Source organism: Pseudanabaena sp. lw0831, from assembly GCF_016584665.1.
Lineage (GTDB): Bacteria > Cyanobacteriota > Cyanobacteriia > Pseudanabaenales > Pseudanabaenaceae > Pseudanabaena.
In genome coordinates this window covers 24,097-46,343 of sequence record NZ_BBJB01000023.1, presented here as the reverse complement: position 1 = coordinate 46,343, position 22,247 = coordinate 24,097, and the positions used below count along the sequence as shown (strand labels likewise).

At 42.4% G+C, this 22,247-nt stretch carries 23 protein-coding genes and 1 tRNA gene; 13 read left to right on the top strand and 11 right to left on the bottom strand.

Annotated features, from left to right (window positions below; translation table 11 throughout):
* Positions 1-8 precede the first annotated feature (8 nt).
* Complete coding sequence (gap, locus tag APA_RS05025; RefSeq protein WP_201321219.1) at positions 9-1,034, bottom strand: type I glyceraldehyde-3-phosphate dehydrogenase; 1,026 nt, start codon at positions 1,032-1,034, stop codon at positions 9-11.
* Between the two features lie 285 nt (positions 1,035-1,319).
* On the opposite strand from gap, the gene APA_RS05020 reads away from it, so the two are divergent.
* The 3 genes from APA_RS05020 (at position 1,320) to nagA (ending at position 3,864) form a co-directional block, all read left to right on the top strand.
* Positions 1,320-1,838: a hypothetical protein gene (locus APA_RS05020; protein ID WP_201321218.1), complete on the top strand. Its 519-nt coding sequence runs from the start codon at positions 1,320-1,322 to the stop codon at positions 1,836-1,838.
* 99 nt (positions 1,839-1,937) lie between these two features.
* On the top strand, positions 1,938-2,702 hold the full coding sequence (locus APA_RS05015) for a DUF561 domain-containing protein (protein ID WP_201321217.1): 765 nt from the start codon (positions 1,938-1,940) through the stop codon (positions 2,700-2,702).
* A gap of 85 nt (positions 2,703-2,787) precedes the next feature.
* Complete coding sequence (gene nagA / locus APA_RS05010; protein WP_201321216.1) at positions 2,788-3,864, top strand: N-acetylglucosamine-6-phosphate deacetylase; 1,077 nt, start codon at positions 2,788-2,790, stop codon at positions 3,862-3,864.
* Between the two features lie 121 nt (positions 3,865-3,985).
* Here nagA and accD read toward each other — a convergent pair whose 3' ends face one another.
* From accD to grpE, 3 genes are all read right to left on the bottom strand, one after another.
* Positions 3,986-4,954, bottom strand: a complete 969-nt coding sequence (gene accD, locus APA_RS05005; protein WP_201321215.1) for an acetyl-CoA carboxylase, carboxyltransferase subunit beta — start codon at positions 4,952-4,954, stop codon at positions 3,986-3,988.
* A 148-nt stretch (positions 4,955-5,102) separates the two neighbouring features.
* Entirely contained in the window at positions 5,103-6,962 is a 1,860-nt protein-coding gene (dnaK, locus tag APA_RS05000; protein WP_201321214.1) for a molecular chaperone DnaK, read from the bottom strand.
* Between the two features lie 115 nt (positions 6,963-7,077).
* The gene (gene grpE, locus APA_RS04995) at positions 7,078-7,830 is read right to left on the bottom strand and encodes a nucleotide exchange factor GrpE (RefSeq protein WP_201321213.1); all 753 of its coding nucleotides are present in this window, start codon (positions 7,828-7,830) and stop codon (positions 7,078-7,080) included.
* Between the two features lie 183 nt (positions 7,831-8,013).
* Here grpE and APA_RS04990 point away from each other — a divergent pair, with 183 nt between their 5' ends.
* Entirely contained in the window at positions 8,014-8,598 is a 585-nt protein-coding gene (locus APA_RS04990; RefSeq protein WP_236579413.1) for a GNAT family N-acetyltransferase, read from the top strand.
* Between the two features lie 82 nt (positions 8,599-8,680).
* On the opposite strand, the gene APA_RS04985 is transcribed toward APA_RS04990, so the two are convergent.
* From APA_RS04985 to APA_RS04970, 4 genes are all read right to left on the bottom strand, one after another.
* The gene (locus APA_RS04985; protein WP_201321212.1) at positions 8,681-10,612 is read right to left on the bottom strand and encodes a pentapeptide repeat-containing protein; all 1,932 of its coding nucleotides are present in this window, start codon (positions 10,610-10,612) and stop codon (positions 8,681-8,683) included.
* A complete protein-coding gene (locus APA_RS04980) occupies positions 10,609-11,577 on the bottom strand; it encodes a hypothetical protein (protein WP_201321211.1) in 969 nt (322 codons plus the stop codon). The genes APA_RS04985 and APA_RS04980 overlap by 4 nt, the downstream gene beginning before the upstream one ends.
* A 190-nt stretch (positions 11,578-11,767) precedes the next feature.
* On the bottom strand, positions 11,768-12,109 hold the full coding sequence (locus APA_RS04975; protein ID WP_201321210.1) for an MgPME-cyclase complex family protein: 342 nt from the start codon (positions 12,107-12,109) through the stop codon (positions 11,768-11,770).
* A 107-nt stretch (positions 12,110-12,216) separates the two neighbouring features.
* A complete protein-coding gene (locus APA_RS04970; RefSeq protein WP_201321209.1) occupies positions 12,217-13,011 on the bottom strand; it encodes a TIGR01548 family HAD-type hydrolase in 795 nt (264 codons plus the stop codon).
* A gap of 60 nt (positions 13,012-13,071) precedes the next feature.
* Between APA_RS04970 and APA_RS04965 the strand changes: the two genes are divergently transcribed.
* On the top strand, positions 13,072-13,371 hold the full coding sequence (locus tag APA_RS04965) for a 30S ribosomal protein PSRP-3 (protein ID WP_094530228.1): 300 nt from the start codon (positions 13,072-13,074) through the stop codon (positions 13,369-13,371).
* 105 nt (positions 13,372-13,476) lie between these two features.
* Here the strand turns inward: APA_RS04965 and psbC are convergent, their stop codons facing one another.
* Positions 13,477-14,868, bottom strand: a complete 1,392-nt coding sequence (psbC, locus tag APA_RS04960) for a photosystem II reaction center protein CP43 (protein WP_201321208.1) — start codon at positions 14,866-14,868, stop codon at positions 13,477-13,479.
* Between the two features lie 218 nt (positions 14,869-15,086).
* The gene (gene psbD / locus APA_RS04955; RefSeq protein ID WP_201321207.1) at positions 15,087-16,148 is read right to left on the bottom strand and encodes a photosystem II D2 protein (photosystem q(a) protein); all 1,062 of its coding nucleotides are present in this window, start codon (positions 16,146-16,148) and stop codon (positions 15,087-15,089) included.
* A 449-nt stretch (positions 16,149-16,597) separates the two neighbouring features.
* On the opposite strand from psbD, the gene APA_RS04950 reads away from it, so the two are divergent.
* From APA_RS04950 to APA_RS04935, 4 genes are read left to right on the top strand one after another with little or no spacing between them, the layout of a single operon-like run.
* A complete protein-coding gene (locus APA_RS04950) occupies positions 16,598-17,221 on the top strand; it encodes a type IV pilin-like G/H family protein (protein WP_201321206.1) in 624 nt (207 codons plus the stop codon).
* Positions 17,222-17,258: 37 nt separating this feature from the next.
* On the top strand, positions 17,259-18,203 hold the full coding sequence (locus APA_RS04945) for a pentapeptide repeat-containing protein (protein ID WP_201321205.1): 945 nt from the start codon (positions 17,259-17,261) through the stop codon (positions 18,201-18,203).
* 30 nt (positions 18,204-18,233) lie between these two features.
* Positions 18,234-19,010 (top strand): sterol desaturase family protein, encoded by a 777-nt coding sequence (locus APA_RS04940; RefSeq protein WP_201321204.1) that lies wholly within the window; start codon positions 18,234-18,236, stop codon positions 19,008-19,010.
* Positions 18,997-19,515 (top strand): rhodanese-like domain-containing protein, encoded by a 519-nt coding sequence (locus APA_RS04935; RefSeq protein ID WP_201321203.1) that lies wholly within the window; start codon positions 18,997-18,999, stop codon positions 19,513-19,515. The genes APA_RS04940 and APA_RS04935 overlap by 14 nt, the downstream gene beginning before the upstream one ends.
* Before the next feature lie 43 nt (positions 19,516-19,558).
* On the opposite strand, the gene APA_RS04930 is transcribed toward APA_RS04935, so the two are convergent.
* Positions 19,559-19,632: transfer RNA gene (locus tag APA_RS04930), tRNA-Pro, on the bottom strand.
* 190 nt (positions 19,633-19,822) lie between these two features.
* Between APA_RS04930 and APA_RS04925 the strand changes: the two genes are divergently transcribed.
* The 4 genes from APA_RS04925 (at position 19,823) to APA_RS04910 (ending at position 22,223) form a co-directional block, all read left to right on the top strand.
* The gene (locus tag APA_RS04925; RefSeq protein WP_201321202.1) at positions 19,823-20,077 is read left to right on the top strand and encodes a DUF29 family protein; all 255 of its coding nucleotides are present in this window, start codon (positions 19,823-19,825) and stop codon (positions 20,075-20,077) included.
* A complete protein-coding gene (locus APA_RS04920) occupies positions 20,070-20,651 on the top strand; it encodes an AAA family ATPase (RefSeq protein ID WP_201321201.1) in 582 nt (193 codons plus the stop codon). The genes APA_RS04925 and APA_RS04920 overlap by 8 nt, the downstream gene beginning before the upstream one ends.
* Before the next feature lie 65 nt (positions 20,652-20,716).
* Positions 20,717-21,283, top strand: a complete 567-nt coding sequence (locus APA_RS04915; RefSeq protein WP_236579412.1) for a type IV pilin-like G/H family protein — start codon at positions 20,717-20,719, stop codon at positions 21,281-21,283.
* A gap of 283 nt (positions 21,284-21,566) precedes the next feature.
* Complete coding sequence (locus tag APA_RS04910) at positions 21,567-22,223, top strand: type IV pilin-like G/H family protein (protein WP_201321200.1); 657 nt, start codon at positions 21,567-21,569, stop codon at positions 22,221-22,223.
* The last annotated feature ends 24 nt before the right edge of the window (positions 22,224-22,247 follow it).

Here is a 22,247-nt window from a genome sequence, read left to right as displayed (position 1 = left end):
TTTAGGATTTAGAGAATTCCTTCTTTTTGTGCCATGGAAATCATCAAATCAACCACACGACAGGAATACCCCCACTCATTGTCATACCAAGAGACAACCTTAAAGAAGTTGGGATTTAGTTCCATACCTGCGCCAGCATCAAAGATACTCGATCGCGAATCTCCTCGAAAATCTGTCGAGACAACCTCCTCATCCGTATAACCGAGAATGTCCTTTAATGAATCCTCTGAAGCCGCCTTCATCGCCTCACAGATTGCTTTGTAGCTAGTGGATTTCTCCGTTTTAAACGTCAAATCTACCACCGAAACATCAGGCGTAGGAACACGCAAAGCCATTCCCGTCAGCTTCCCTTTTAGTTCAGGCAGCACCAAAGCCACTGCCTTCGCCGCACCTGTGGAAGAAGGGATGATATTTTGACTAGCACCACGTCCACCGCGCCAGTCTTTTTTGCTTGGCCCGTCCACCGTTGGCTGCGTGGCAGTCATCGCGTGAACAGTGGTCATCAATCCTTCTGCAATCCCAAAGTTATCATTGAGAACTTTCGCGATCGGGGCTAAGCAATTGGTGGTGCAACTTGCATTAGAAACGATCAAATCAGTCTCAGGATTGAACTTCGTGTGATTAACTCCAACTAGCAACGTTGGCACTTTTTCAGGATCTTTTGTGGGAGCGGAAATGATTACACGCTTTGCACCAGCACTAATATGCGCGATCGCACCAGCATAGTCAGTAAACAAGCCCGTGGATTCCACCACATAGTCGGCTTTTAGCTCCCCCCAAGGTAATTCTGAAGGGTTGCGAATCGCAGAGCAAGGAACAAACCTACCGTCGATCTCAATGCCATCTGCTTTAGCTGCGATCGCGCCATCATAGAGTCCATGAGTAGAGTCATGCTTGAGCAGATAGGCGAGGTTATCAGAAGGAACTAGATCGTTGATTCCGACAATCTCGATTTCGGGATGCTTGGCAGCAACGCGAACCACTAATCGTCCAATTCTGCCAAATCCATTAATGCCAATTCTGAGTTTAGCCATATTTTGCTTATCCAGCCTACCTATAGTGCTTAGCGATTATGCTAACCCAAGTTCTATAGTCTCAAAGCCCCAGAACATTAATATGTCAGGGTTTGAATATAAATATAGCGATCCCAACCAACAGTATCAGCGATATCCCAATCACTTAAGTCTTTAGTTGCATCTTGGACAAAGGGAAATTGTTTAGTTTAAAGTTAGTACATCTTAACTTGTTGAATTAGGGTAACTTCTATGAGTTTTTTTTAAAATTCTTACTTTCTGAAAACTCAGCAACCGATCGCCAAAGTGCAAGAAAAACTTCCAAAGCCTGAGCCAATTCCTAATTCAGACTGGATTGTCTGTGATTTTGGCGATCGCTATATGGATGGAATATTCGAGGGAGAGGAATATTTAACCCAAGAGCTTTCAGAAGAATTTGGCGAGGTGATTTTTATTGCGATCGACACTAGCAATGATCAATTAGATTATGAACACTCTCTAGATGGCGTGATTTTGCGCAAACTGGCTTGGCTTTCCGATGGTTGCCAATCTACTTGGATGTGTGTAGAAGGTGAAATGGAAGATTGGGAACGAACTACAGTCTTTTCTGCGAATAATTTAAATCGCACTAGAGAAATGATTCGCTACGATCGGCATTTACAATTATTTCCTGCTGCCGAGATGGAGATCAAAGAGCAAGAGTTGCAGACCATCTGGCAGAATCATCAGTATGTGCTTAATGGTCAATTGCCTTTAGGAGACGCAACCTTAGGGATGGTAATTCAACAACATTTCTTTGGTATTACATATCCCCAAAGAGTGTGAGGTGGCGCAAAGCGAAGTCTTACACTCTTTGGGTTTTACGCAAAATCACGTTAAAGTAGTCCTACATCATATATTCAGTCTATTAGGATGACAAAGATTATGTCTCGTTTACCTCTTACCTTAGCAACCGCCTTTAGCCGCCGCAACACCCTCAAGATTATTAGCGGGCTTCACAACTTCGATCGCAACTCCGTGAAAATGGTCGTGCAAGCAGCCGATCGCGGTGGCGCTACATTTGTTGATATTGCTGCTGATGCTGAACTAATTGCGATCGCTAAGGCTAATTGCTCCTTGCCTATTTGTGTATCCGCAGTGAATGCTCAACAATTGGCTGATGCTGTTGCTAATGGGGCAGATCTCGTCGAAATCGGTAACTATGATAGCTTCTACACTCAAGGTCGGATTTTCACCGCTGATGAAATCATTGCTTTGACCGAAGAAACCAGAGCCTTATTACCACATACCGCTATCTCGGTAACAGTTCCTCACACCTTACCTCTCGATGAGCAAGTCACACTCGCCGAGAAACTCGAAGCGATCGGTGCTGACATCATCCAAACCGAAGGCGGTACAAGCTCGGCTCCAACTCATGCGGGTATCCTCGGTGCGATCGAAAAAGCATCACCTACCCTTGCTGCTGCCCATGCCATTAGCCGCGCAGTTTCCATCCCCGTAATGTGCGCTTCTGGTTTGAGCAATATCACTGCACCGATGGCGATCGCTGCTGGCGCTTCAGGTGTTGGCGTTGGTTCCGCAGTTAACCAATTGAATGATGTAGTTTCCATGATTGCGACCGTTCGCGCTCTTAAAGAATCATTGGGTGAAGCGATCAACAGCAACGTTGCTAATCAGGCGATCGTGTAATACCAATTCCCGAAAGTGTACCTACACTTTCGGGAATTGGAAACCAAACCCAATAAGGGTTTTAAATTCTCAAGTTGAAACTAGCATGACAGGTTTACGCGAAATTATTTGTTCTACCCAAGGAGCGATCGATCTCCAAATTAATGGAGCTTTAGGTATTCCTTTTAATGACCTAAATCGCGATCGCGCACTCAAATTACCAGAAATTTGTCAGTTTTTATATCAACAGGGACTGGATGGATTTTTGCCTACACTTGTTACTACATCAATTGAGCAAACTCATCGATCTCTACTTTTTCTAGCTGAAGCGATCGCCAATCAAAAGCGAAATCCTAATCCTCTCGAAGCCAAAATTTTAGGCGTACATCTCGAAGGGCCATTTCTTCATCCCGACAAAAGGGGCGCACATCCTCAGCAACATTTATTACCGCTTAATCTCGATACATTGCAGCAAGTATTAGGCGATTACACCGAAATAATTAAACTTGTCACCCTAGCGCCCGAACTCGATCCCACAGGCGAAACCATAAAATATTTACGCGATCGCAATATCATCGTCAGCCTAGGTCACTCTATGGCAAATGCAGAACAAACGAGAATGGCGGTCGAGCAAGGAGCCACGATGGTGACTCATGCCTTTAATGCGATGCCTAGTCTGCATCATCGCGATGTCGGTTTATTAGGAGAAGCAATTTTAAGCGATCGGGTTTGGTGTGGGTTAATCGCCGATGGCGTTCATGTTTCACCACAGATGGTAAAACTGCTTTATCGAATGACAAACAAAGTTTTTCTAGTCAGCGATGCGCTTGCACCTCTTGGCTTAGCTGATGGCACTTATCCTTGGGACGATCGCCAGATTACGATTAAAAATGGCACAGCGCGATTACCCGATGGAACGCTCTCAGGTACGACTCTTCCTCTAATTAAAGCTGTGAATAACCTGATCGAGTGGGGAGTTTGTGAACCAGAAAACGCAATTAAGTTAGCGATTGACTCTCCACGCCTTGCCATAAATCTAGCGATCGCTCCAGATGCACCTCAGAGGCTAACTTGGTGTAGGTACTCGTTCTCGTCTCCCGGACGAGCCGGGCCTACTTCGTTCGTCTGTGAAATTAGGGGAATCCAACGAAAAAATGATCCATATAAAACACAAAAATGTTGAGGTGGGCTTAGCCCACCTCAACATTTTTGGGATCAATTATTTTCTGTATGTCCCTTAATTAAATATAGATAAGAACCAATTTTTGAGTGGCGCGGCTTCGCCGCGCCACTCAAAAATTGGTTCATAAGCTTAGCGAACTATCAGACATAGCATGGGTTCCCGACTTAGTAGCACCATTAAGATTTTGATTATTAGCAATTAACTCTTGCGGCTGATGCATTTTCAAAATCATTGCCAAACTTTGCTTGAGCTTAGTTCTTGGTACAACCGCATCTACAAAACCATGATCGAGCAAATATTCTGATGATTGAAAACCTTCAGGAATTTTTTGCTTGAGGGTCTGCTCGATGACTCGCCGCCCTGTAAAACCGATTAAAGCTTTAGGTTCAGCCAGAATAATATCGCCGAGCATGGCAAAACTCGCAGTCACGCCGCCCGTAGTGGGATTTGTCAAAACGGGGATATAAAGTAAATTAGCTTGCCGATGACGCTCCAGAGCTGCCGAAGTCTTCGCCATCTGCATTAAGCTCAAAATCCCCTCTTGCATCCGTGCTCCACCCGAAGCACAAAATATCAAAGCAGGAAAACGTTTTGCAGTCGCAGTCTCTAGCATACGGGTAATTTTTTCACCGACTACCGATCCCATACTGCCGCCCATAAAGCGAAAATCCATTACTGCCATTGCAGCATCACAGCCATCGATCTTGCCAGTTCCAGTGATCACCCCATCACTTAAACCAGTTTTTTGCTTATATTCTTTGATGCGATCTATATAAGGTTTACGATCTTTAAAACCTAGGGGATCGCAGGAAGTTAAATCTGCATCCATTTCTTGCCATGTACCAGAATCAATCAACTGAGCTATGCGCTCATAGGCATTGACCTGATTGTGATGACCACATTCTGGACAAACCATCAAATTGATTTTTAGATCTTTTACATAAGTTAATGCGCCACAACTAGAACATTTGTGCCATAAACCGTCAGGAATTTCACGTTCTTGAGAATTTTGATTTAGATTAGGAGTCTTGCGGTGATATGCTTCACCTGCACGGGAACGGGTTTCAGCAAACCAATCAAACAGTGACATAGCGGCTCACGGTTTACAGAATAAGCGTTAATTGTCTATGTTGAAATACGACAACTGTAGCCAAAAATACAAGTGTAACTTTGTCATCATACAGCGCTTTGCGATCGCAGTAAAATTGAAGGGCGATGTAAAGCATCGCCCTTCAGTTTTATTCTAAGCTGTCGCCTGGTTTTTGCTTCACCCGCTCAACTTGAGAGTACTTCTCAACTGTTTGAGTCACTTCAAATAGTGATTGCTGCAACGGTTTAATTGCAGTTTGGATGTCTTCATAGGTAGCTTCTTCAGCTTCATATAAATTCTTGAGAGCTTCCATGTTTTTGAGCGTAGGTTCGCGCAAACTTGTAGTGATCACCGAGGGTCCATTGTCTCTGAGGATTTCTTCAACAGTGCGAATCAGGTTGGATGCTTGGTTACGCATATTCGCTAATTCACGACGAGCGTCATCTTCCTCAGAATAGACCTCAGCTTCCATCCGCATTCTCTCAATTTCGCTAGGGCTCAAGCCACCTGTGTTGGTGATGCTAATACTTTGCTCAACCCCAGTATCAATATCTCGCGCTGATACCTTGAGAATACCGTTAGCGTCAATATCAAAAGAAACTTCGATCTGCGGAATACCTCGAGGTGCGGGACGAATGCCTTCTAGCTCAAATTTGCCGAGGCTCTTATTGTCCTTTGCCATAGCCCGTTCGCCTTGGAGGACATGGATTTCTACTGCCGATTGATTGTCAACTGCGGTGGAGAAAATCTGGGACTTGCTAGTAGGGATGGTGGTGTTACGTTCTAGGTTTTTAGTAAATACACCGCCTTGAGTTTCTAGTCCGATTGAAAGGGGAATTACGTCTAGTAATAAGAGATCCTTCACCTCGCCGCCTAATATCCCCGCTTGCACAGCAGCGCCGATCGCAACAGCTTCATCAGGGTTAACCGATTGGTCTGGTTTTTTGCCATCAAAAAATCTGGAGATCGCATCCTGTACTGAAGGAATACGGGTGGAGCCACCAACCAAAATAATCCGATTGATTTCTTTCGGTAATAACCCCGCATCTTTGAGAGCTTGAGCCGTTGGTTCGAGTGTTGATTTGACTAAGGATGCCGTAATCTCATCAAATTTAGATCGGGTAAAGTCTAGTTCAATAGTCTTTGGTCCCGTGGCATCAGAGGCAATAAATGGCAAGCTAATTAAAGTTGAAGGTGCGCTAGAAAGCTCGATTTTGGCTTTTTCTGCGGCTTCTTTGAGACGCTGCAAGGCAGTCTTATCTGCAGTTAAGTCAATACCTTCTTTTTGCTTGAAGTCCGCAACCATCCAATCCACGATCACTGCGTCAAAGTCATCACCACCAAGGTGATTATTTCCTGAAGTAGCCTTGACTTCAAAAATACCATCGCCAAGTTGTAGTACGGACACATCAAACGTACCGCCGCCAAGGTCAAACACTAGAACAATCTGATCTTGATCTTGCTTGTCCAATCCATAGGCTAGAGCCGCAGCCGTAGGTTCGTTGACAATGCGCAATACCTCCATGCCCGAAATTGCGCCAGCATCCTTGGTAGCTTGGCGCTGAGTATCGGTAAAATAGGCAGGTACGGTAATAACCGCTTGTGTCACTTCTTCACCTAGATAGTTTTCGGCATCTTGCTTCAGCTTTTGCAAGATCATTGCCGATATTTCTTGGGGAGTGTAGGCGCGATCGCCAATCTGGACATCGACAGTGTTATCTTTACCCTTGACTGCAGTATAAGGAACGCGGCTGCGCTCCTGTTCAGTCTCGTCCCAGCTACGACCAATAAAACGCTTGATACTGTAAACCGTATTTACAGAGTTGGTAACCGATTGGCGCTTAGCAACCTGCCCAACAATTCGCTCGTTGCTGTCTTTAACAAAAGCGACAATACTCGGTGTGGTTCGTCCCCCCTCTGCACTAGAGATGACAACAGGCTTACCACCCTCTAAAACAGAAACACAACTGTTTGTCGTACCAAGGTCGATCCCAATTACTTTCGACATAATCGCAAGTTCCGTTAAAAGCTTTTTAAAAGTTTAGCTTAATGAATTTCTGAATAATGTACCCTAAGAATGCATTTCAAGATGCAATCGCGATCGCAATCTTGAAATATTTGTTTTAGTTAGATTCGCTTGAGCTATCTTCAGAAGTACTTTCAGAGGGTGCACCACCACCATCAATTTTCCCAGATGATACCTTAACCAGAGAATGTCGCAAAACTCGGTCGTCACTGACTAAATATCCTGGGCGCAATTCCTCAGTAATTATGCCTTCGTCATATTCAGACGATGGTTCTTGCATAATTGCTTCATGGAAATTAGGGTCAAAGCCTTGACCAACACACTCCATTCTTACTACACCTGTCTCTTTGAGGCATTTGAGTAACTGCTTGTATACAGATTGATAACTTTTGTGAATTGATGCTTCACCATCAGTTTTTGGTGAAATTTGTAACTGCGCCCGTTCAAAATCGTCAACTACAGGCAATATTTTTTTGAGGATCTTGCCTGTAATTGTGCCTTCTTGCTCTTCTTTATCGCGCTCTGTACGTTTGCGAAAATTCTCGAAGTCGGCATAGAGTCGTAAGTATTGCTGCTTGCGATCATCTAACTGCTCTCTAAGCGATGTTGACTCAGCGATTAAACCATTAATTTTGTCTAGCGTTGCTGCTGCTGCTGCTGTTGCTTTACTTGCTTCAGGTTTTGATTCGCTTGTAGTCGCGGATGCTTGAGAGTCCTCTGGCACAGACGTTTCTGGATTTGTGATTTGATTTAATTCTTCGGTTGCAAGTTGTTGCAGCCGAGACTCAAGCACCTCATCATCTTCGTCGATGAGGTCGTCAGAAATTAGGTTGTTTTCTTCTTCGATCATTACGGTGATACTCTTTTAGCGCTTTTTAGACTAGCAGTAAATTGCTAAGAGTTAAAATTTAAGTGTTAATTTTGACGATTTTAGTCAATTATATCGATTTTACTCTTTATCTGAGACAACTTATAGCCGTTGGTGACATAAAACCAAAAAGTAATAGTAATTACCTTTTACCACTTTTACTTTTTGATAGGTCTAAACATAGGTCACGGCGATCGCCGTGACCTATTATCTAAGGGACTATTTTATTTACCTAAACTGATGGAAATTCAAGACGAACGTCCAGAAGATATAGATGCAATTCGTACGGTTAATATCGCAGCCTTTGGACGAGAGAATGAGGCTAACTTAGTCGATCAGTTAAGGGGAATTGACAATACACTTTCTTTTGTTGCTATAGAATCAGAACAAATTGTTGGTCATATTTTCTTTAGTCCCGTTACGATCGACGAAAAACGCTCTGAAGAATTAATGATTCTTGGATTAGCACCATTAGCAATATTGCCTCAATATCAACGGCAGGGAATTGGATCTCTATTGATTAAACATAGTTTAGAGAAATGCTCTGATTTAGGATGCAAAGCTGTGGTGGTGTTGGGATATCCAGAATACTATTCACGTTTCGGATTTATTTCCGCAAAAGAAAAGGGACTAAAGTGTGAGTACCTAGTTCCAGATGATTTGTTTATGGTCTTAGAATTGAAAAATAGCGCTTTGGATGGTTGTCGTGGAATCGTCAAATACCGATTCGAGTTCCAAGAATGCGAATAGCGATCGCTTATATAAAAACCAATATTTTTTTCAGGGGGGGGGCTTCGCCACCCCTGAAAAAAATATTGGTTTTTATGTTGATTCATGGCAAACAATTAAGAGTTGATTTTGTAGAGATCCCAGTCTCAGCAGCGTTGCCAGAAGCTAAAGAGCAGAAATACTTGCGAATATTTGGAGCAAGATTTAAAGCATTAGTAAAATTTGCCGCTTCGATGCTGCCAATATTTTCAACGATCGCATTGCGAAAATTTGCTCCATTAAGATTTGCCCCTGCAAACTCGATCAAAACTAGTTTCGCTGCTGTTAGATTAGCCGAACTCAGATTTGCATTAGAAAGATTCGTCAAGTGTAGCTCCGCCGATCGCAAGTCTGCTGAGGATAAATCGGCTTCATCTAAGATCGCCTCACTCAGATTAGCTGCACCTAAATTACTCTCACTCAGATTTGCCTTAACTAGATTAGCTTTGCGAAGGTTTGCAAGTACTAAATTTGCGCCTTTGAGATTTGCCGAACTGAGATCGGCTTCACTCAGATTTGATCTCATTAGCTCTGCTTTTGGTAAAAGCGCTGAGACTAATTTGGACTGTGATAAGTTTGCCCGCAATAAATTTGCTTGAGATAAATTTGCTTCAGTCAGATTAGAAAAAGATAAGTTTGCGTCAACAAGACTAGAATTACTCAGATCAGCGCCTCGGAGATCGACTTTAACGATTTTAATGCCGCTCAAATTTGCATTTTTAAAGATGACTTGGCGTAAATCGACTCGCTCTAGGACTGAACCACTGAGGTTAATATTGCTAAAGTCTTGACCTTGTATGCGATCGCCTTGATTGCCAGTCAACTGCACATAGCGAAAATCGCGCTGACCCTCGGCATATTTAGCTTGTAAAGTTGCAGCTGTGATTGGGATTAGTTTTGGGGCTGCCACAGCGACGGGAGTGGGGGGATTTGTGGGAGAAGGAGAGCTTAATGGCGGATTTGTGGGAATGTTAGTTACGGGAGGCTGAGGTTGCGATGGATTTTTTTTTGCCGGCCAAAAAATAAGGCAAACAATAGCGAAGACAGCTAATCCCAAAACTAAAAACATCTTATATTGCGTAACTATAAGTTTGTCTCTTCGTAATGGCTGCTCAGGCTGGTCTTGCCGATCTTCGCCATGACATCGGCGGATCAGGCGATCGCATAGTTCACGGGTTTCATCATCAGGGATATTGGAGATCGACTGAAACACAGGGGATAACTCAGGCTCTTGAAAATCGTTTTGCCGAAAAATCAAATTTTTATTATCTTCATGGAATGTCTCCCAAAGATTAGGTTGACTTGCTAAAGCGCGAAGTGATAAGGAAATTACCTCAAAAGAAAATTCATCAAGGCGATCGCCAAAGTCCTTGGAAGATCGCATCGGTGGCTGATAGTTAGGATGCCCCACCTCAAGGGGCGGAGCCCCTCGCAATGCGGGAACATACATACCGTCATAGTCAACCAGCTTTAGCTCTCCCTCAGAGTCAACCATGATATTTCCATGCTGCAAATCGCCATGGGCGATCCCCACCTGTTGCAGATCTTTTTGCAGTTGTTTCAATTGCCGATCTAAACGCAATAGAACTTGTGAATCGTCAATATATTCGCCAATATAACGATCTATTTCTGAGCCTTGCACCCAATCCATTTTCAGAATCGGATACCATTCGCCTTTGACGAGGATTCCTTGAGTCAGGAATTCAAAATCAACTAAGTAAGGAATTGGATGCTGGCTGAGATATTCGCTGATTAACCTGTATCGCTGCTGAACATCTGATTGGGGAATCCTCGTAAAGCAACGCACTGCCCAAGAGCGATTTCCCTTAGTTAGCTTGTAGACAGTGGCGAAGTTTCCCGACCATAACAAGACTCGCCCCCGTGAATTTTTGGCAGTGCTTGCTTGCTTAAGCTCAGGATCGACAAAGCAGAGGTGGGGATTTTGCACCGCGATCGTAAAGTCAATATTTAATGGCCAAGCTTGAATATCTGTCATGACTCACAATGCACTTCGGTTTCATCCTGAATTTTGAGGCACAACAAGGTTGTATCGTCGTTGGCTATTTCATGGCGATCGCGCAATTCAGTCACCCATTTTGCAAACAAATCTTGTGTCCTGATCTGTTCTAATTTTACCCAAGGATCTTGATTTGCTTCTATTTGCTTAAGAATCCAACAGGCGATCGCATCGGTCGCTAAATAAAAGTGATCTCCAAATTTTGCAACTCCATGAATTTGCGAAATATTAATATTCGCCGCCTTGACATTGGTTCCGATCAGCCTTGGACGATTATTAAATTCATGACTATTTTGTAAAGGAAAGCTTTTTTGCAAAGTGCAATCGCGCACCACAAACAAACAAGAATCTCCCACTGCAAGAGATTTCCAACTTAAATCTGCAAACACTTCCAAGCTCACAAAAGTCGCAAAAGCCCCTTCCCCTGCTTTACGTTTGGCAAACCAAGACAAATCTTGCTGTCCTAACCATTGCTGCCAAGTTGTTTGTAATGGTAATAGCCAAGTTGTGGCACAAGCATAAATTTCTTGCCAAGGCAACTGGCGATCTGTAAAAGCCATAACTAAGGCTCTTGCCCATTCCCTTGTAAATGAAGACTCAGTTGCCCCATCCGATAAAGCGACCGACACCATCGGATTATGTTTTACACAATTCCAAATATCTTCACATTCGACGATCGCATTACCTGCTTTCTGAACTGAAAAACTTTGAATAAGATCAACATCAAAATGTGATTTTTTTGATTCTAAAGTTTGTGGCTCAGCATTGGCAGATAAATTATATAAACTGCGATCGCTATATTTTCGAGTAGTAGTAGAGATCGACTTAAAGCCAAAATTTGCAGCCCCATACTGAGAATGCGAACCAGAAAAAGAATTATTGCAAAAAGATCTAAACACAATATCTGTAGCGATCGGCAATTTGATCAGCAAATTTAAGGTCACACCTTAGCACATTAATCTAATAGAAAAGCCGCCATATGGCGGCTTTTCTTGTACCAAAAATAGAGCGTACTTTGTACGCTCTATTTTTTATTTAAACTAAGAGGGTAAATCCCCCACCGCTCTGCGGTGTGAGTAATTCTAGTAAAAAAGAATTTGATACCCCGTCCGCTTGCGGCGGGGTTATTCATTATTATGCAAACGATAAAGAAGCCAAAGGCTGTGTAATTGAGGCACTAGGCGCAGTAAATTCGCCTGTCACCACAAACTCAAGCCTTAACTTCAGCCAACGCATCGTATTTGGATCAGTTGTAATGATCGCCGCCGCAGGTTGAGGAATTTGCTTTTTAATGCTTGCCATCTCAGGTGCTTCTAGAAAAGCAGGTTGCTCAACCAACCAAAAATTAATTTCCTTATTGCGAGCCTCAAAATTGCGCCGACGCTCCGATAGCGTCTCACTCAAAGGTTTCCCTTCGTATTCACACAAATACTTACGGCTAGCAGCCACGAAATAATATTGCTGGGAATCTGACATAAATTTTTTCTTAACAAGGTAATAGCTTGTAAAGCCAGATCTATGTTAACGCTTATTTAATACCAAAGCACAAAAGTGTCGTCACACTTTTGTGCTTTGGTATATATCTAACTTTGCAATAGATTAAACTGTGGCGTTAGCTCTAGAACATTATTCAAAACGAGATCGGCACCATTCTTTTTGAGTAAAGCTGCATAGCGATCGCGTAAATCTTCAGCCACATGGGGCGGAATCACACCAACAGCAAGATATTGATAACTAGGATCATAAATCCTAGCCTTTACCACCGTCAGCATATCCGCCACCGTATCACCAACATAGACAACAAAAGTTGCCGATTTATCTTGTCTAAGTTCAATTTGCTTCACGGCAAGTAAAAGTCCCGTGGGATCTGGTTTACCCGCAGCATCTTCCATGGCAATCAACACAGGCGCATCAATTGCTAGGCGCTGCAAGACATAACTAGCTGAAGCCCTTGTCGCCCCACTAAAAAATCCCCAACCAATCCCTGCGATCGTCAATCCCCGAAAATATTCCGTTGTCGCGATCAACGGCTCTGTCGCAATATATCCATCTGACCAGTCAGAATTTCTGCCCCGATAACGACCCTGAAAAAATTCCACAATCGTTTCATAGGAGATTGCGATCTCTTTGCCTAGACCTTGAAAATATCGCTTAATTAACTCCTGTGAGGCTTCCCAGTCATTGTTCCAAACTCCTTCAGCTTTTAACTCGTCGATTTCTTCTGGGGTAGGACGATAAGCTGCATTTGTAAAATATTCAACCGTATCTGCTAGTGCTCGGCGATAAGAACCCGATACATCACGAATCACGCCATCAATATCAAATGCAAAAATACTTGAGCTTAATAGTTTTAAGTCAACTTTAGAGGTTTCAATCATGTTATATTGCAAGATCGCTACTTTAATATGTAATTTAACTTTTCTTGGAGGTAGGTAGCATTGTCCCAGTTTATTCTAAAAATCTTATGGTTAGAGAATAATGTAGCTCTTGCTGTCGATCAAGTCGTTGGCAAAGGTTTCAGCCCTCTCACCAAGTATTTCTTTTGGCCCCGTGATGATGCTTGGGATCAACTTAAAACAGAAATGGAAAGCAAGCCTTGGATTGCCGATCAAGATCGGATTGAAATTTTAAATAAGGCAACCGAAGTAATTAATTACTGGCAACAAGAGGGGAAAAACCGCCCCATGACAGAAGCTCAAGGTAAATTCCCTGACGTTATATTTACTGGTAGTAACTAGTAATTATCGCGAAAACAAAAAAAGAAAGGCAGTACTAATCACTACCTTTCTTTTTTTTATTAATAAGAATTAATAAGAGGTGAACAGCACCTCTTATCTTTTGATTTATTTATCGAGCGCAGGCATCGATAGTACAGCTTCATCCTTACGATCAATACCCTTTTCAAAGCCAGCAACAGCCGCGCGAGCGCGACCAGCGTGCCATAGGTGACCAACTAAGAACATGAAGGACAATACGAAGTGGGAAGTAGACAACCAAGAACGAGGCGAAACAAAGTTTACCGCATTGATTTCAGTTATAACACCACCAACCGAGTTTAAGGAACCCAAAGGAGCGTGAGTCATGTACTCAGCAGCGCGACGTACTTGCCAAGGTTGAACATCATTCTTAAGTTTGTCGATATCCAAGCCGTTAGGACCACGAAGCGGCTCTAACCAAGGACCTCGGAAATCCCAGAAACGCATTGTTTCACCACCGAAGATGATTTCGCCCGAAGGAGAACGCATCAAGTACTTACCTAAACCAGTAGGACCTTGAGAGGTTGCAATGTTTGCGCCCAATTTTTGGTCGCGGACAAGGTAAGTGAAAGCTTGAGACTGCGAAGCTTCAGCAGCAGTAGGTCCAAAGAATTCGCTAGGATAAACGGTGTTGTTAAACCATACAAAGCAAGTCGCAATGAAAGCCATAAAGCTCAATGCACCAAGACTGTAAGAGAGGTATGCTTCACCAGACCAAACAAGGGCACGACGCGCCCAACCAAAAGGTTTAGTGAGGATATGCCAAATACCGCCAGTAATGCAGACTAAACCGATCCAGATATGTCCGCCGACTACATCTTCAAGATTATCAACACCAACGATGTTCCCTTCTCCACCAAAGGGTGAATTAAGCAGGTAGCCAAAGACAACAACTGGGTTGATAGTAGGATTAGTGATCACACGTACATCGCCACCACCAGGTGCCCATGTATCATAGAGACCACCAAAGAACATAGCCTTGAATACGAGCAGTAATGCACCACAACCTAACAAGATCAGGTGATACCCGATAATGTTGGTCATTTGGTTTTTGTCTTTCCAGTCGTAACCAAAGAAGGAAGAGTAGTTTTCTAAGACTTCAGGTCCACGCAAAGCATGGTAAATTCCACCAAAGCCAAGTACCGCCGAAGAAATAAGGTGTAAAACGCCAACTACGAAGTATGGAAAAATATCCACAACCTCACCGCCAGCACCAACGCCCCAACCTTGGGTAGCAAGGTGAGGAAGAAGGATAAATCCTTGCTCGTACATTGGCTTTTCGGGAATAAAGTGCGCGACTTCAAACAAAGTCATTGCGCCAGCCCAGAATACAATCAAACCAGCATGAGCGACATGAGCACCCAGCAGTTTGCCAGAAAGGTTTATGAGTCTTGCGTTGCCAGACCACCAAGCAAAGCCCGATGTATCCTGTGTGCGCCCACCCACTCCTAGCGAGTTTAAGTTAATGGTCGTCGTCACGAGAGGTTATCTCCAGAAAATTTTTTTATAGGTTTAAAGTGCAAATAATTTTTAAGCTATCAGCTATCAGATTGTTAGCTGCTAACGTTTAGACGTTTGATGAGATTCATCATAATCCAAAAACTAGTAGAACCGTACTGATTTCTGATAGCTAAATTTTGCAATTATCCTTAAAAAATTGCTTGCAACAGGCTGCAAGCAATTTTTTAGCTTCAAATTTATAGTGCGTTACCGCGAGGCAATACTTCTTCAGGGAAGATGAATCTTTCGGCTGGCTGATCTTGAGGAGCCATCCAAGCGCGAATACCTTCGTTCAAGAGCAAGTTCTTGGTGTAGAAGGTTTCAAATTCAGGATCTTCTGCGGCGCGAACTTCTTGAGATACGAAGTCATAAGCACGCAAGTTCAATGCTAGTCCGACAATACCAACGCTGCTAAACCATAGTCCAGTTACTGGAACGAACAGCATGAAGAAGTGCAACCAACGCTTGTTGGAGAAAGCAATACCGAAGATTTGGCTCCAGAAGCGGTTAGCTGTAACCATGGAATAGGTTTCTTCAGATTGGGTTGGGTTGAAAGCTTTAAAGGTGTTTGAGGTGTCGCCATCTTCAAACAATGTATTCTCAACGGTTGCGCCGTGAATTGCACATAGCAATGCTCCACCTAGAATACCTGCTACGCCCATCATGTGGAAGGGGTTCAGAGTCCAGTTGTGAAAACCTTGTAAGAATAAGATGAAGCGAAAGATGCCAGCTACGCCGAAGGTTGGACCGAAGAACCAACCAGATTGCCCCAAGGGGTACATCAAGAATACGGATACGAATACAGCGATAGGGCCAGAGAATGCGATCGCATTATAAGGACGGATACCGACTAGACGAGCAATTTCAAACTGACGCAGCATGAAGCCGATCAGTGCAAATGCACCGTGAAGTGCGAGGAATGTCCATAAACCACCAATTTGACACCAACGGGTGAAGTCACCTTGGGCTTCAGGTCCCCACAGTAGTAATAAGGAATGTCCAACGCTTAACGGTGGAGAAGATACTGCGACGGTCAAGATGTTGCAGCCTTCGAGGAAACTAGAAGCTAAACCGTGGCTATACCAAGATGATACAAAGGTGATGCCAGTAAACCAGCCACCAATAGATAAAAATGCGGTTGGGAATAGCAATAAGCCACTCCAGCCAATAAATACAAATCTGTCGCGCTTTAGCCAGTCGTCGATGACATCAAACCATCCTCTTTCGACTTCTTGCGACCTGCCCATTGCAATGGTCATAATCTTAAATCCTGCTTTAACTACGAGTATTTATATGGATTTTAAATTAGCTTAACACATCTTTACGTTTGACTTCTTATAAAATACTTAAAACCCGCAAATCCTTGCTAAACAAAGGTTTGACATGGATTTATAAAGTATATAGATTTGAAAATAAATCTTAAAAAAGTGTTAAGGAGTTTCGCATCTACACTCTTAGGGATAGGTGCTAATAAATTAATATATTAGTTAACAATATAGCAGCACTAAATCAAGTCATTTCAAAAATGCATTAATGAGCCAAAATTGGTCTTGATATTTGTGTTAGCAAACTAAGTATTTATACTTATAGTTGTTAGAAATAAGTTTTGTAATAATTCTCACCAAAAGACGCGATCGCGATCGCATCTTTATCTTAAAAATTAGTGCAATATCATTGAAACAGCAATTTGCAGCCACAGGTAATAGCCATGATTAGACAAGTTGAACTTAACCAGCCAGAACTTGATCATGATCTGGTCGCTGATCTGCCACAAGATACAGCCACCCCACCAAAGCCAAAAAAAGCCAGACGATGGATTATGCGTTTGATTATTTATGGTTCGTTGGGGTTTGGACTAATTGCTTTGGCGTTACCCTCTTTTAGTGGTTGTGGAAATAAGGCTAGGAGTTCTGAGGGCAGAACGTATGTGGGGAGTATGAATAGAGCGCAGCAAGCATTTTGGTCTGAAAAACAAACTTTTGGGCGATCGATTCCTGCGTTAGAACTTGGGATAAAAGAAGAAACTGATAACTTTAAATTTCAGGTGCAAAGTTTTGATCTTGTCACTTATCAATACGGTGTTCCTAAAAATGACAATGTAAAAAGTTTTGTCGGAGCAGTATTTGTTGTACCTGAAAAATCTCAAACATCTCAAGGCTCCAATCAAAAGGTAAATCAAACATCAGAATCACAGCCAAGTGCCAAAAAAGAGCTAACTACGGTCACTATTCTTTGTGAATCTCCCAAAACTGGTGTAAAGCAAAAGCTACCAAATCCATTTCTCCAAAATGGGACTCCAACATGTGCTGAGGGAACTGTAGCGCTAAATTAGCTGTCTCGCTAAACTAACTTAACAAAGAGGTTGACCGATGGATAACTACGTAAATTATCGTTATCGTGACTTTCAGAATCAATCGTTTCAAAATGAATTTCGTAAAGGCGAAGAAAAGAAGGCTGACTTTACAGGCTCAAGATTGAAAAGTTGTGATTTTCGAGGTGCGAGTCTAGTTAGCTCTGATTTCTCGGAAACAGCGATCAGTCGAGATAAGCAGAATTTCCAAAAGCAGATCATACAAATGTCGCTGCATATCATTTTGGGCGTTCCCCTTGGATTAGCTGCGTGGGCTTCAGGACAACTTGTTTTAGTTGGCTGTGGTGGTGAAGTCGCAAATCCCTATGGGTGGATGACAAATCCATTTGTTTGGATGTTTGCTTTTGCGACAGCCGCTGCAATGTCTCAAAGAAGGCTTTTTATTATATACATGGGGCTAATTGGGTTAATGGTGATCGCTGCCATTAACTCTACAGCTTTGACGGTGGTCGGTATAGGTGTGATGATTGCCGCGTTTGTGATGTCTCTTTTCGGGCTATATCTGGGCTATAAAAAAGGGGCGATCGCAGTGGGTATGGTATGGATGTCAGTGGGAGTTTCGTCAGCAATTTCGGCTGGCTATAGCTGGATCAAACATCACGAAATTCACTATGCAATCTTATTTGCAGTACTTGCACTTTTGCCTGCTGTTTTGGCAACCAAGGCTTTTAATCTGCATTTTACAAAAGTCAAAATGTCAGCGATGACTTCTTTCCGTGGTGCAGATTTAGAAAATGCGCAATTTGTAAATTCACACTTAGAAAATTGTGATTTTTTAGATGCAAATCTGCAAGGTGTGGATTGGTATGGTGCAACTTTTAAAAATTGCAAGTTTCCTAAAGGTTTTTCTATGGATGTAATGGATGTAATGGATGTAAATGAGGCGATCGCTAAAAAACCTGAAATTAATTCAGAGATTAAAAAAATGGCTGTAAATACTTAACCATACGCAGAATTAGTGATTGGAATCATGATGGAAATCCCTGATGTTATCAAAGGAATACTAATCCTTGTCTTTGTATTCGTACCGATTGAAAAAGCATTAGCATTTCATCACCAAAAACTATTGCGTGAAGGTTGGTTCACGGATCTTTGTTACTATTTTTCAGGTTATTTCATTGGTCATGGCACAACAAAACTATTAATTATATTTGTATTGATGAGCCAAGGCTCAATACCGATATTGTCTAAATTTGTCGGTCAACAAACCCTTGTTTTGCAAGTAACTGTAGCTATATTCATTGGCGATTTGTGCTTTTATTTCGCTCATCGACTATTGCATACTGTTCCTTGGTTATGGCAATTTCATGTAATCCATCATAGTTCTACTCATATTGATTGGCTTGCCACAGTACGTGTCCATCCTTTTGAGCAGATTCTAACCAAGGCTTGCCAGATGATTCCCCTTTACTTGCTAGGGTTTTCATCAGAGGCTTTGGCAATTTATATAATTTTTTCGAGTGCGATCGCCTTTTTTATCCATGCCAATGTTCGAGTGAAGTTTCCGATTTTAAAATGGCTTATTGCTACGCCAGAATTTCATCGTTGGCATCATGATCGCTATCCACAGAAATACGCTCAAAATCTAGCCGTACAGTTACCAATTCTTGATTATATATTTGGAACTTTGTATATGCCTGAGAATGAACAACCAAAACTATATGGAACCAGATTAAATGCCTCAACAAATTATTTTAATCATTTAATTTATCCGTTTAAAAATTGGAATAAGAAAAATGCAGACAAGTGATTTTCAGGAATTTGTCTCTAAGCGTAGATATTTAATCCCCTTAGCCTTAGTTGGATCGTTGCTAGTTGCTACTGCTGGGATTTTGAGCATTGCTGCATATCAACATCAAATGAGCTTGTCAGTGTATTTGCAAAGCTTTAGTACGCCGCAAATCTCTATTGAGGAGTTGGCTAGTAGCAAACTCAAATCTGTAGTTTTAATCGATGTGCGATCTCAGAGCGAATATGCAGAAGATCATATTGCTAATAGTGAGCTTGTGCCATTACCCGAAATTGAGGGTGAGGTGGGTATTCAACGGGTTAAGAATATTGTGGAACGCTATGAAAAAAAGCATCAAGCTCAACCAAAGGTAGTTTTGTACTGTACTTCGGGAATGAGATCGATTAAAGCGAATAGGTATCTTCGTGATCGCGGTTATCAAGCTTCGACTCTGACAGGCGGCATTACGGCATGGCGCAAACAATTTACGCGATCGCAGGATTTACAAGTTTTTGCTAGCAAATAAAAAAGAGCCATAGCTGACGCTTTTTGAATTTTTTCTTTTTAAGTCGGGATGATAGGATTCGAACCTACGGCATCCTGCTCCCAAAGCAGGCGCGCTACCAAGCTGCGCTACATCCCGTTGCGAATATCTATGTTACTACAGAAAGTGCTAAGTGCAAAAAATAATTTTGCGCATTAAAATTTCACTTCAAGAATCTCATCCAGAGCAAAGGGCGATCGCCATATGAATTAGGACAGTAAAGGTGAACGCTTATACTTAATTTTGAGATTAAAATAAATTGAGATTAGAGATCGCAGGAGCGAACCCAATGACTCAAACAATTGCCCGAAATACATCACTGTACGATCTTGATCTTAATCTGTGGTTTGAAACAGTGATCGCACAGTTAAAGAAGGGTGATTTAAAATCTCTCGATATTGAAAATTTGATAGAGGAGTTAGAAGGTTTGGCGGGTCGTAGACGCGCTGAAGCTCAGCAGCAACTAGCTGAGCAAGAAAGTCAACGTGCTAATCGCCTTGCGGAGCGTTTACGAGCTTTGGGTATCGGTCCAGAAGATGTTTAAACTTAATAGTAATCTGGGGCTCTGTGGCGCACATCGCACAGGCAAAACAACATTGGCGATCGCAATCGCCTCACGACTAAATATCCCCTTTGTTCGCACCACGACCAGCCAAGTTTTTGCCCAACTTGGCTTAGATCCTGCGGAGCCAATGGACTTTAAAACAAGGTTATTTGTACAGAATCATGTTTTGGATGCTGCCGAGCAGGTTTGGCAAAATTCAGCAGTACCATTTGTTAGCGATCGCACTCCCATCGATATGATCGCCTATACCCTCGCTGATATTCAGGGTAAAACTGAGGTGGATTTCGATTTGCTTAGTCAATATATAGATCGCTGCTTTGCCAGTACCAATCAATTTTTTCAAAATCTTGCCATCATTCAACCAGGTATCCCACTTGTATATGAAGATGGCAAGGCGGCGCTGAATGCCGCATACATTGAGCATATTAATGTTTTAGTGATTGGGTTATGTCGCGATTCGCGGCTTAAGGCAAATGTATTTTGTAATCTTAGGGATACGATCAGTCTAGAAATTAGAATCCTTAATATTTTGGAATATTTTGGATCGATTTAAATCTCTGAAAACTGGGTAACTTGATCTGAGGGAAAAGGATATAAGTTAGTCGTAGGTATGGGACAGTGGACTTCAGACATTTAGAATTTATCGTTAGTTTATGGCTTCGGGATCGCCGTTTCAGTAAAGATCAAGCCCCAGATGAGCAGGGCTTTACGCTGATTGAGTTGTTAGTTGTGATCGTTATTATTGGTTTGCTAGCCGCGATCGCACTGCCCTCATTTATCAATCAAGCCAATAAGGCAAGATTTGCCGAAGCTAAATCATTTATTGGAACGATGAGCCGCCTGCAACAAGCTTATTATCTGGAAAAAAAGACGTTTGCTAGCGATATAACTAAACTGAATGTGGGAGCAAATATATCATCAGCTAATTTCACTTATTCTGTGATTACGGGCGATGTTAATGGAAATACCATCCCGGTCCAGATAGATCAAATTGTGACTAATGTCGCAACACCAGCATCCCCAAATTTAAAGGCTTTTGTTGGTGTTGTTGGGATACCTGGGGTAGTCAGAATAGACACCATTTTTTGTATTGCCAATGCCCCTAATATTGCTATTCCTCCTGGATCGCTTAATGCCACTTCACAAACCATGGTATGCCCTCTCAACTTTTCCTTGGACGAATAAAAACTTAAAAAGCAAAAAGCTAGAGCAGTGCTTTGCACTAATCTAGCTTTTTTGTTTTTTATAACAATGTAAGTTTTGCTTAGGACATAAAACCCAAAAGATGAGTGGCGGCGCTTCGCGCCGTCACTCATCTTTTGGGTTTTGATTTGTCCTAGCTGTCTCTTGCGTTGCTATACAATCAAAAAATATTTTTACTGGAGTGATATCATCCTGTTTTTTTGTGGGTAAGTTACTTTCACAAGCAAACCGCTAAACAATCTTGACATTCACGGGATAAAGACTCATGAAATCTGAATTTAAGACCAAGCTCATTCAACACATCCTCAACAAGAAGAATGGCGAAAAGGGCTTCACCCTCATTGAACTTCTCGTTGTTATCATCATCATCGGTATTCTAGCTGCGATCGCGCTTCCTTCTTTCCTTAACCAAGCATCTAAAGCTCGTCAATCTGAAGCCAAAACCTACACTGGCTCCATGAACCGTTCTCAACAAGCTTATTACCTAGAAAAACAACAATTTGCACCTAACCTAGGTTCTCTTGGTGTCGGTATTGCTTTCACCACAGAGAACTATGGCTATGGAATTGCCAGAAATGGAGGCAAGACTGTTAGTGGAACTTCTCAATCTGCCAATGTTTTTGGTGTAGCAACTCCAACTGGTGCTGTTTCTGGTACTGGTACTGTTGCTGATGCCATGACAGGCGGTGCTAGCTCACCTCTAAAATCCTATACAGGTCAAGTTAGTGTTTCGACTCCAACTGGTAGTAATGAAGCTACTACATTAGCCACACTTTGTGAAGCTAATTTACCTGCTGTTAATGCAGGAAGCCAACTAGCTGTCCAGACTGGTGCTGTATACATTACTCCAAATGTAGCTGCAGCCCCACTATGTAACACAACTATTGGTACTACAACACTTGGCTATACTGCTATCCAGTAGTCCCCAGATGTTTTGTCTGAACTG

Coding starts and splice junctions, on each gene's coding strand:
- APA_RS04940 (WP_201321204.1), top strand. CDS start 18,234: ATGGAAATCCCTGATGTTATCAAAGGAATACTAATCCTTGTCTTTGTA.
- dnaK (WP_201321214.1), bottom strand. CDS start 6,962: ATGTCGAAAGTAATTGGGATCGACCTTGGTACGACAAACAGTTGTGTT.
- APA_RS04975 (WP_201321210.1), bottom strand. CDS start 12,109: ATGTCAGATTCCCAGCAATATTATTTCGTGGCTGCTAGCCGTAAGTAT.
- APA_RS04910 (WP_201321200.1), top strand. CDS start 21,567: ATGAAATCTGAATTTAAGACCAAGCTCATTCAACACATCCTCAACAAG.
- APA_RS04925 (WP_201321202.1), top strand. CDS start 19,823: ATGACTCAAACAATTGCCCGAAATACATCACTGTACGATCTTGATCTT.
- psbD (WP_201321207.1), bottom strand. CDS start 16,148: ATGACCATTGCAATGGGCAGGTCGCAAGAAGTCGAAAGAGGATGGTTT.
- APA_RS04970 (WP_201321209.1), bottom strand. CDS start 13,011: ATGATTGAAACCTCTAAAGTTGACTTAAAACTATTAAGCTCAAGTATT.
- APA_RS04985 (WP_201321212.1), bottom strand. CDS start 10,612: ATGACAGATATTCAAGCTTGGCCATTAAATATTGACTTTACGATCGCG.
- accD (WP_201321215.1), bottom strand. CDS start 4,954: ATGTCACTGTTTGATTGGTTTGCTGAAACCCGTTCCCGTGCAGGTGAA.
- APA_RS04920 (WP_201321201.1), top strand. CDS start 20,070: ATGTTTAAACTTAATAGTAATCTGGGGCTCTGTGGCGCACATCGCACA.
- nagA (WP_201321216.1), top strand. CDS start 2,788: ATGACAGGTTTACGCGAAATTATTTGTTCTACCCAAGGAGCGATCGAT.
- APA_RS04935 (WP_201321203.1), top strand. CDS start 18,997: ATGCAGACAAGTGATTTTCAGGAATTTGTCTCTAAGCGTAGATATTTA.
- gap (WP_201321219.1), bottom strand. CDS start 1,034: ATGGCTAAACTCAGAATTGGCATTAATGGATTTGGCAGAATTGGACGA.
- APA_RS05015 (WP_201321217.1), top strand. CDS start 1,938: ATGTCTCGTTTACCTCTTACCTTAGCAACCGCCTTTAGCCGCCGCAAC.
- grpE (WP_201321213.1), bottom strand. CDS start 7,830: ATGATCGAAGAAGAAAACAACCTAATTTCTGACGACCTCATCGACGAA.
- APA_RS04950 (WP_201321206.1), top strand. CDS start 16,598: ATGATTAGACAAGTTGAACTTAACCAGCCAGAACTTGATCATGATCTG.
- APA_RS04945 (WP_201321205.1), top strand. CDS start 17,259: ATGGATAACTACGTAAATTATCGTTATCGTGACTTTCAGAATCAATCG.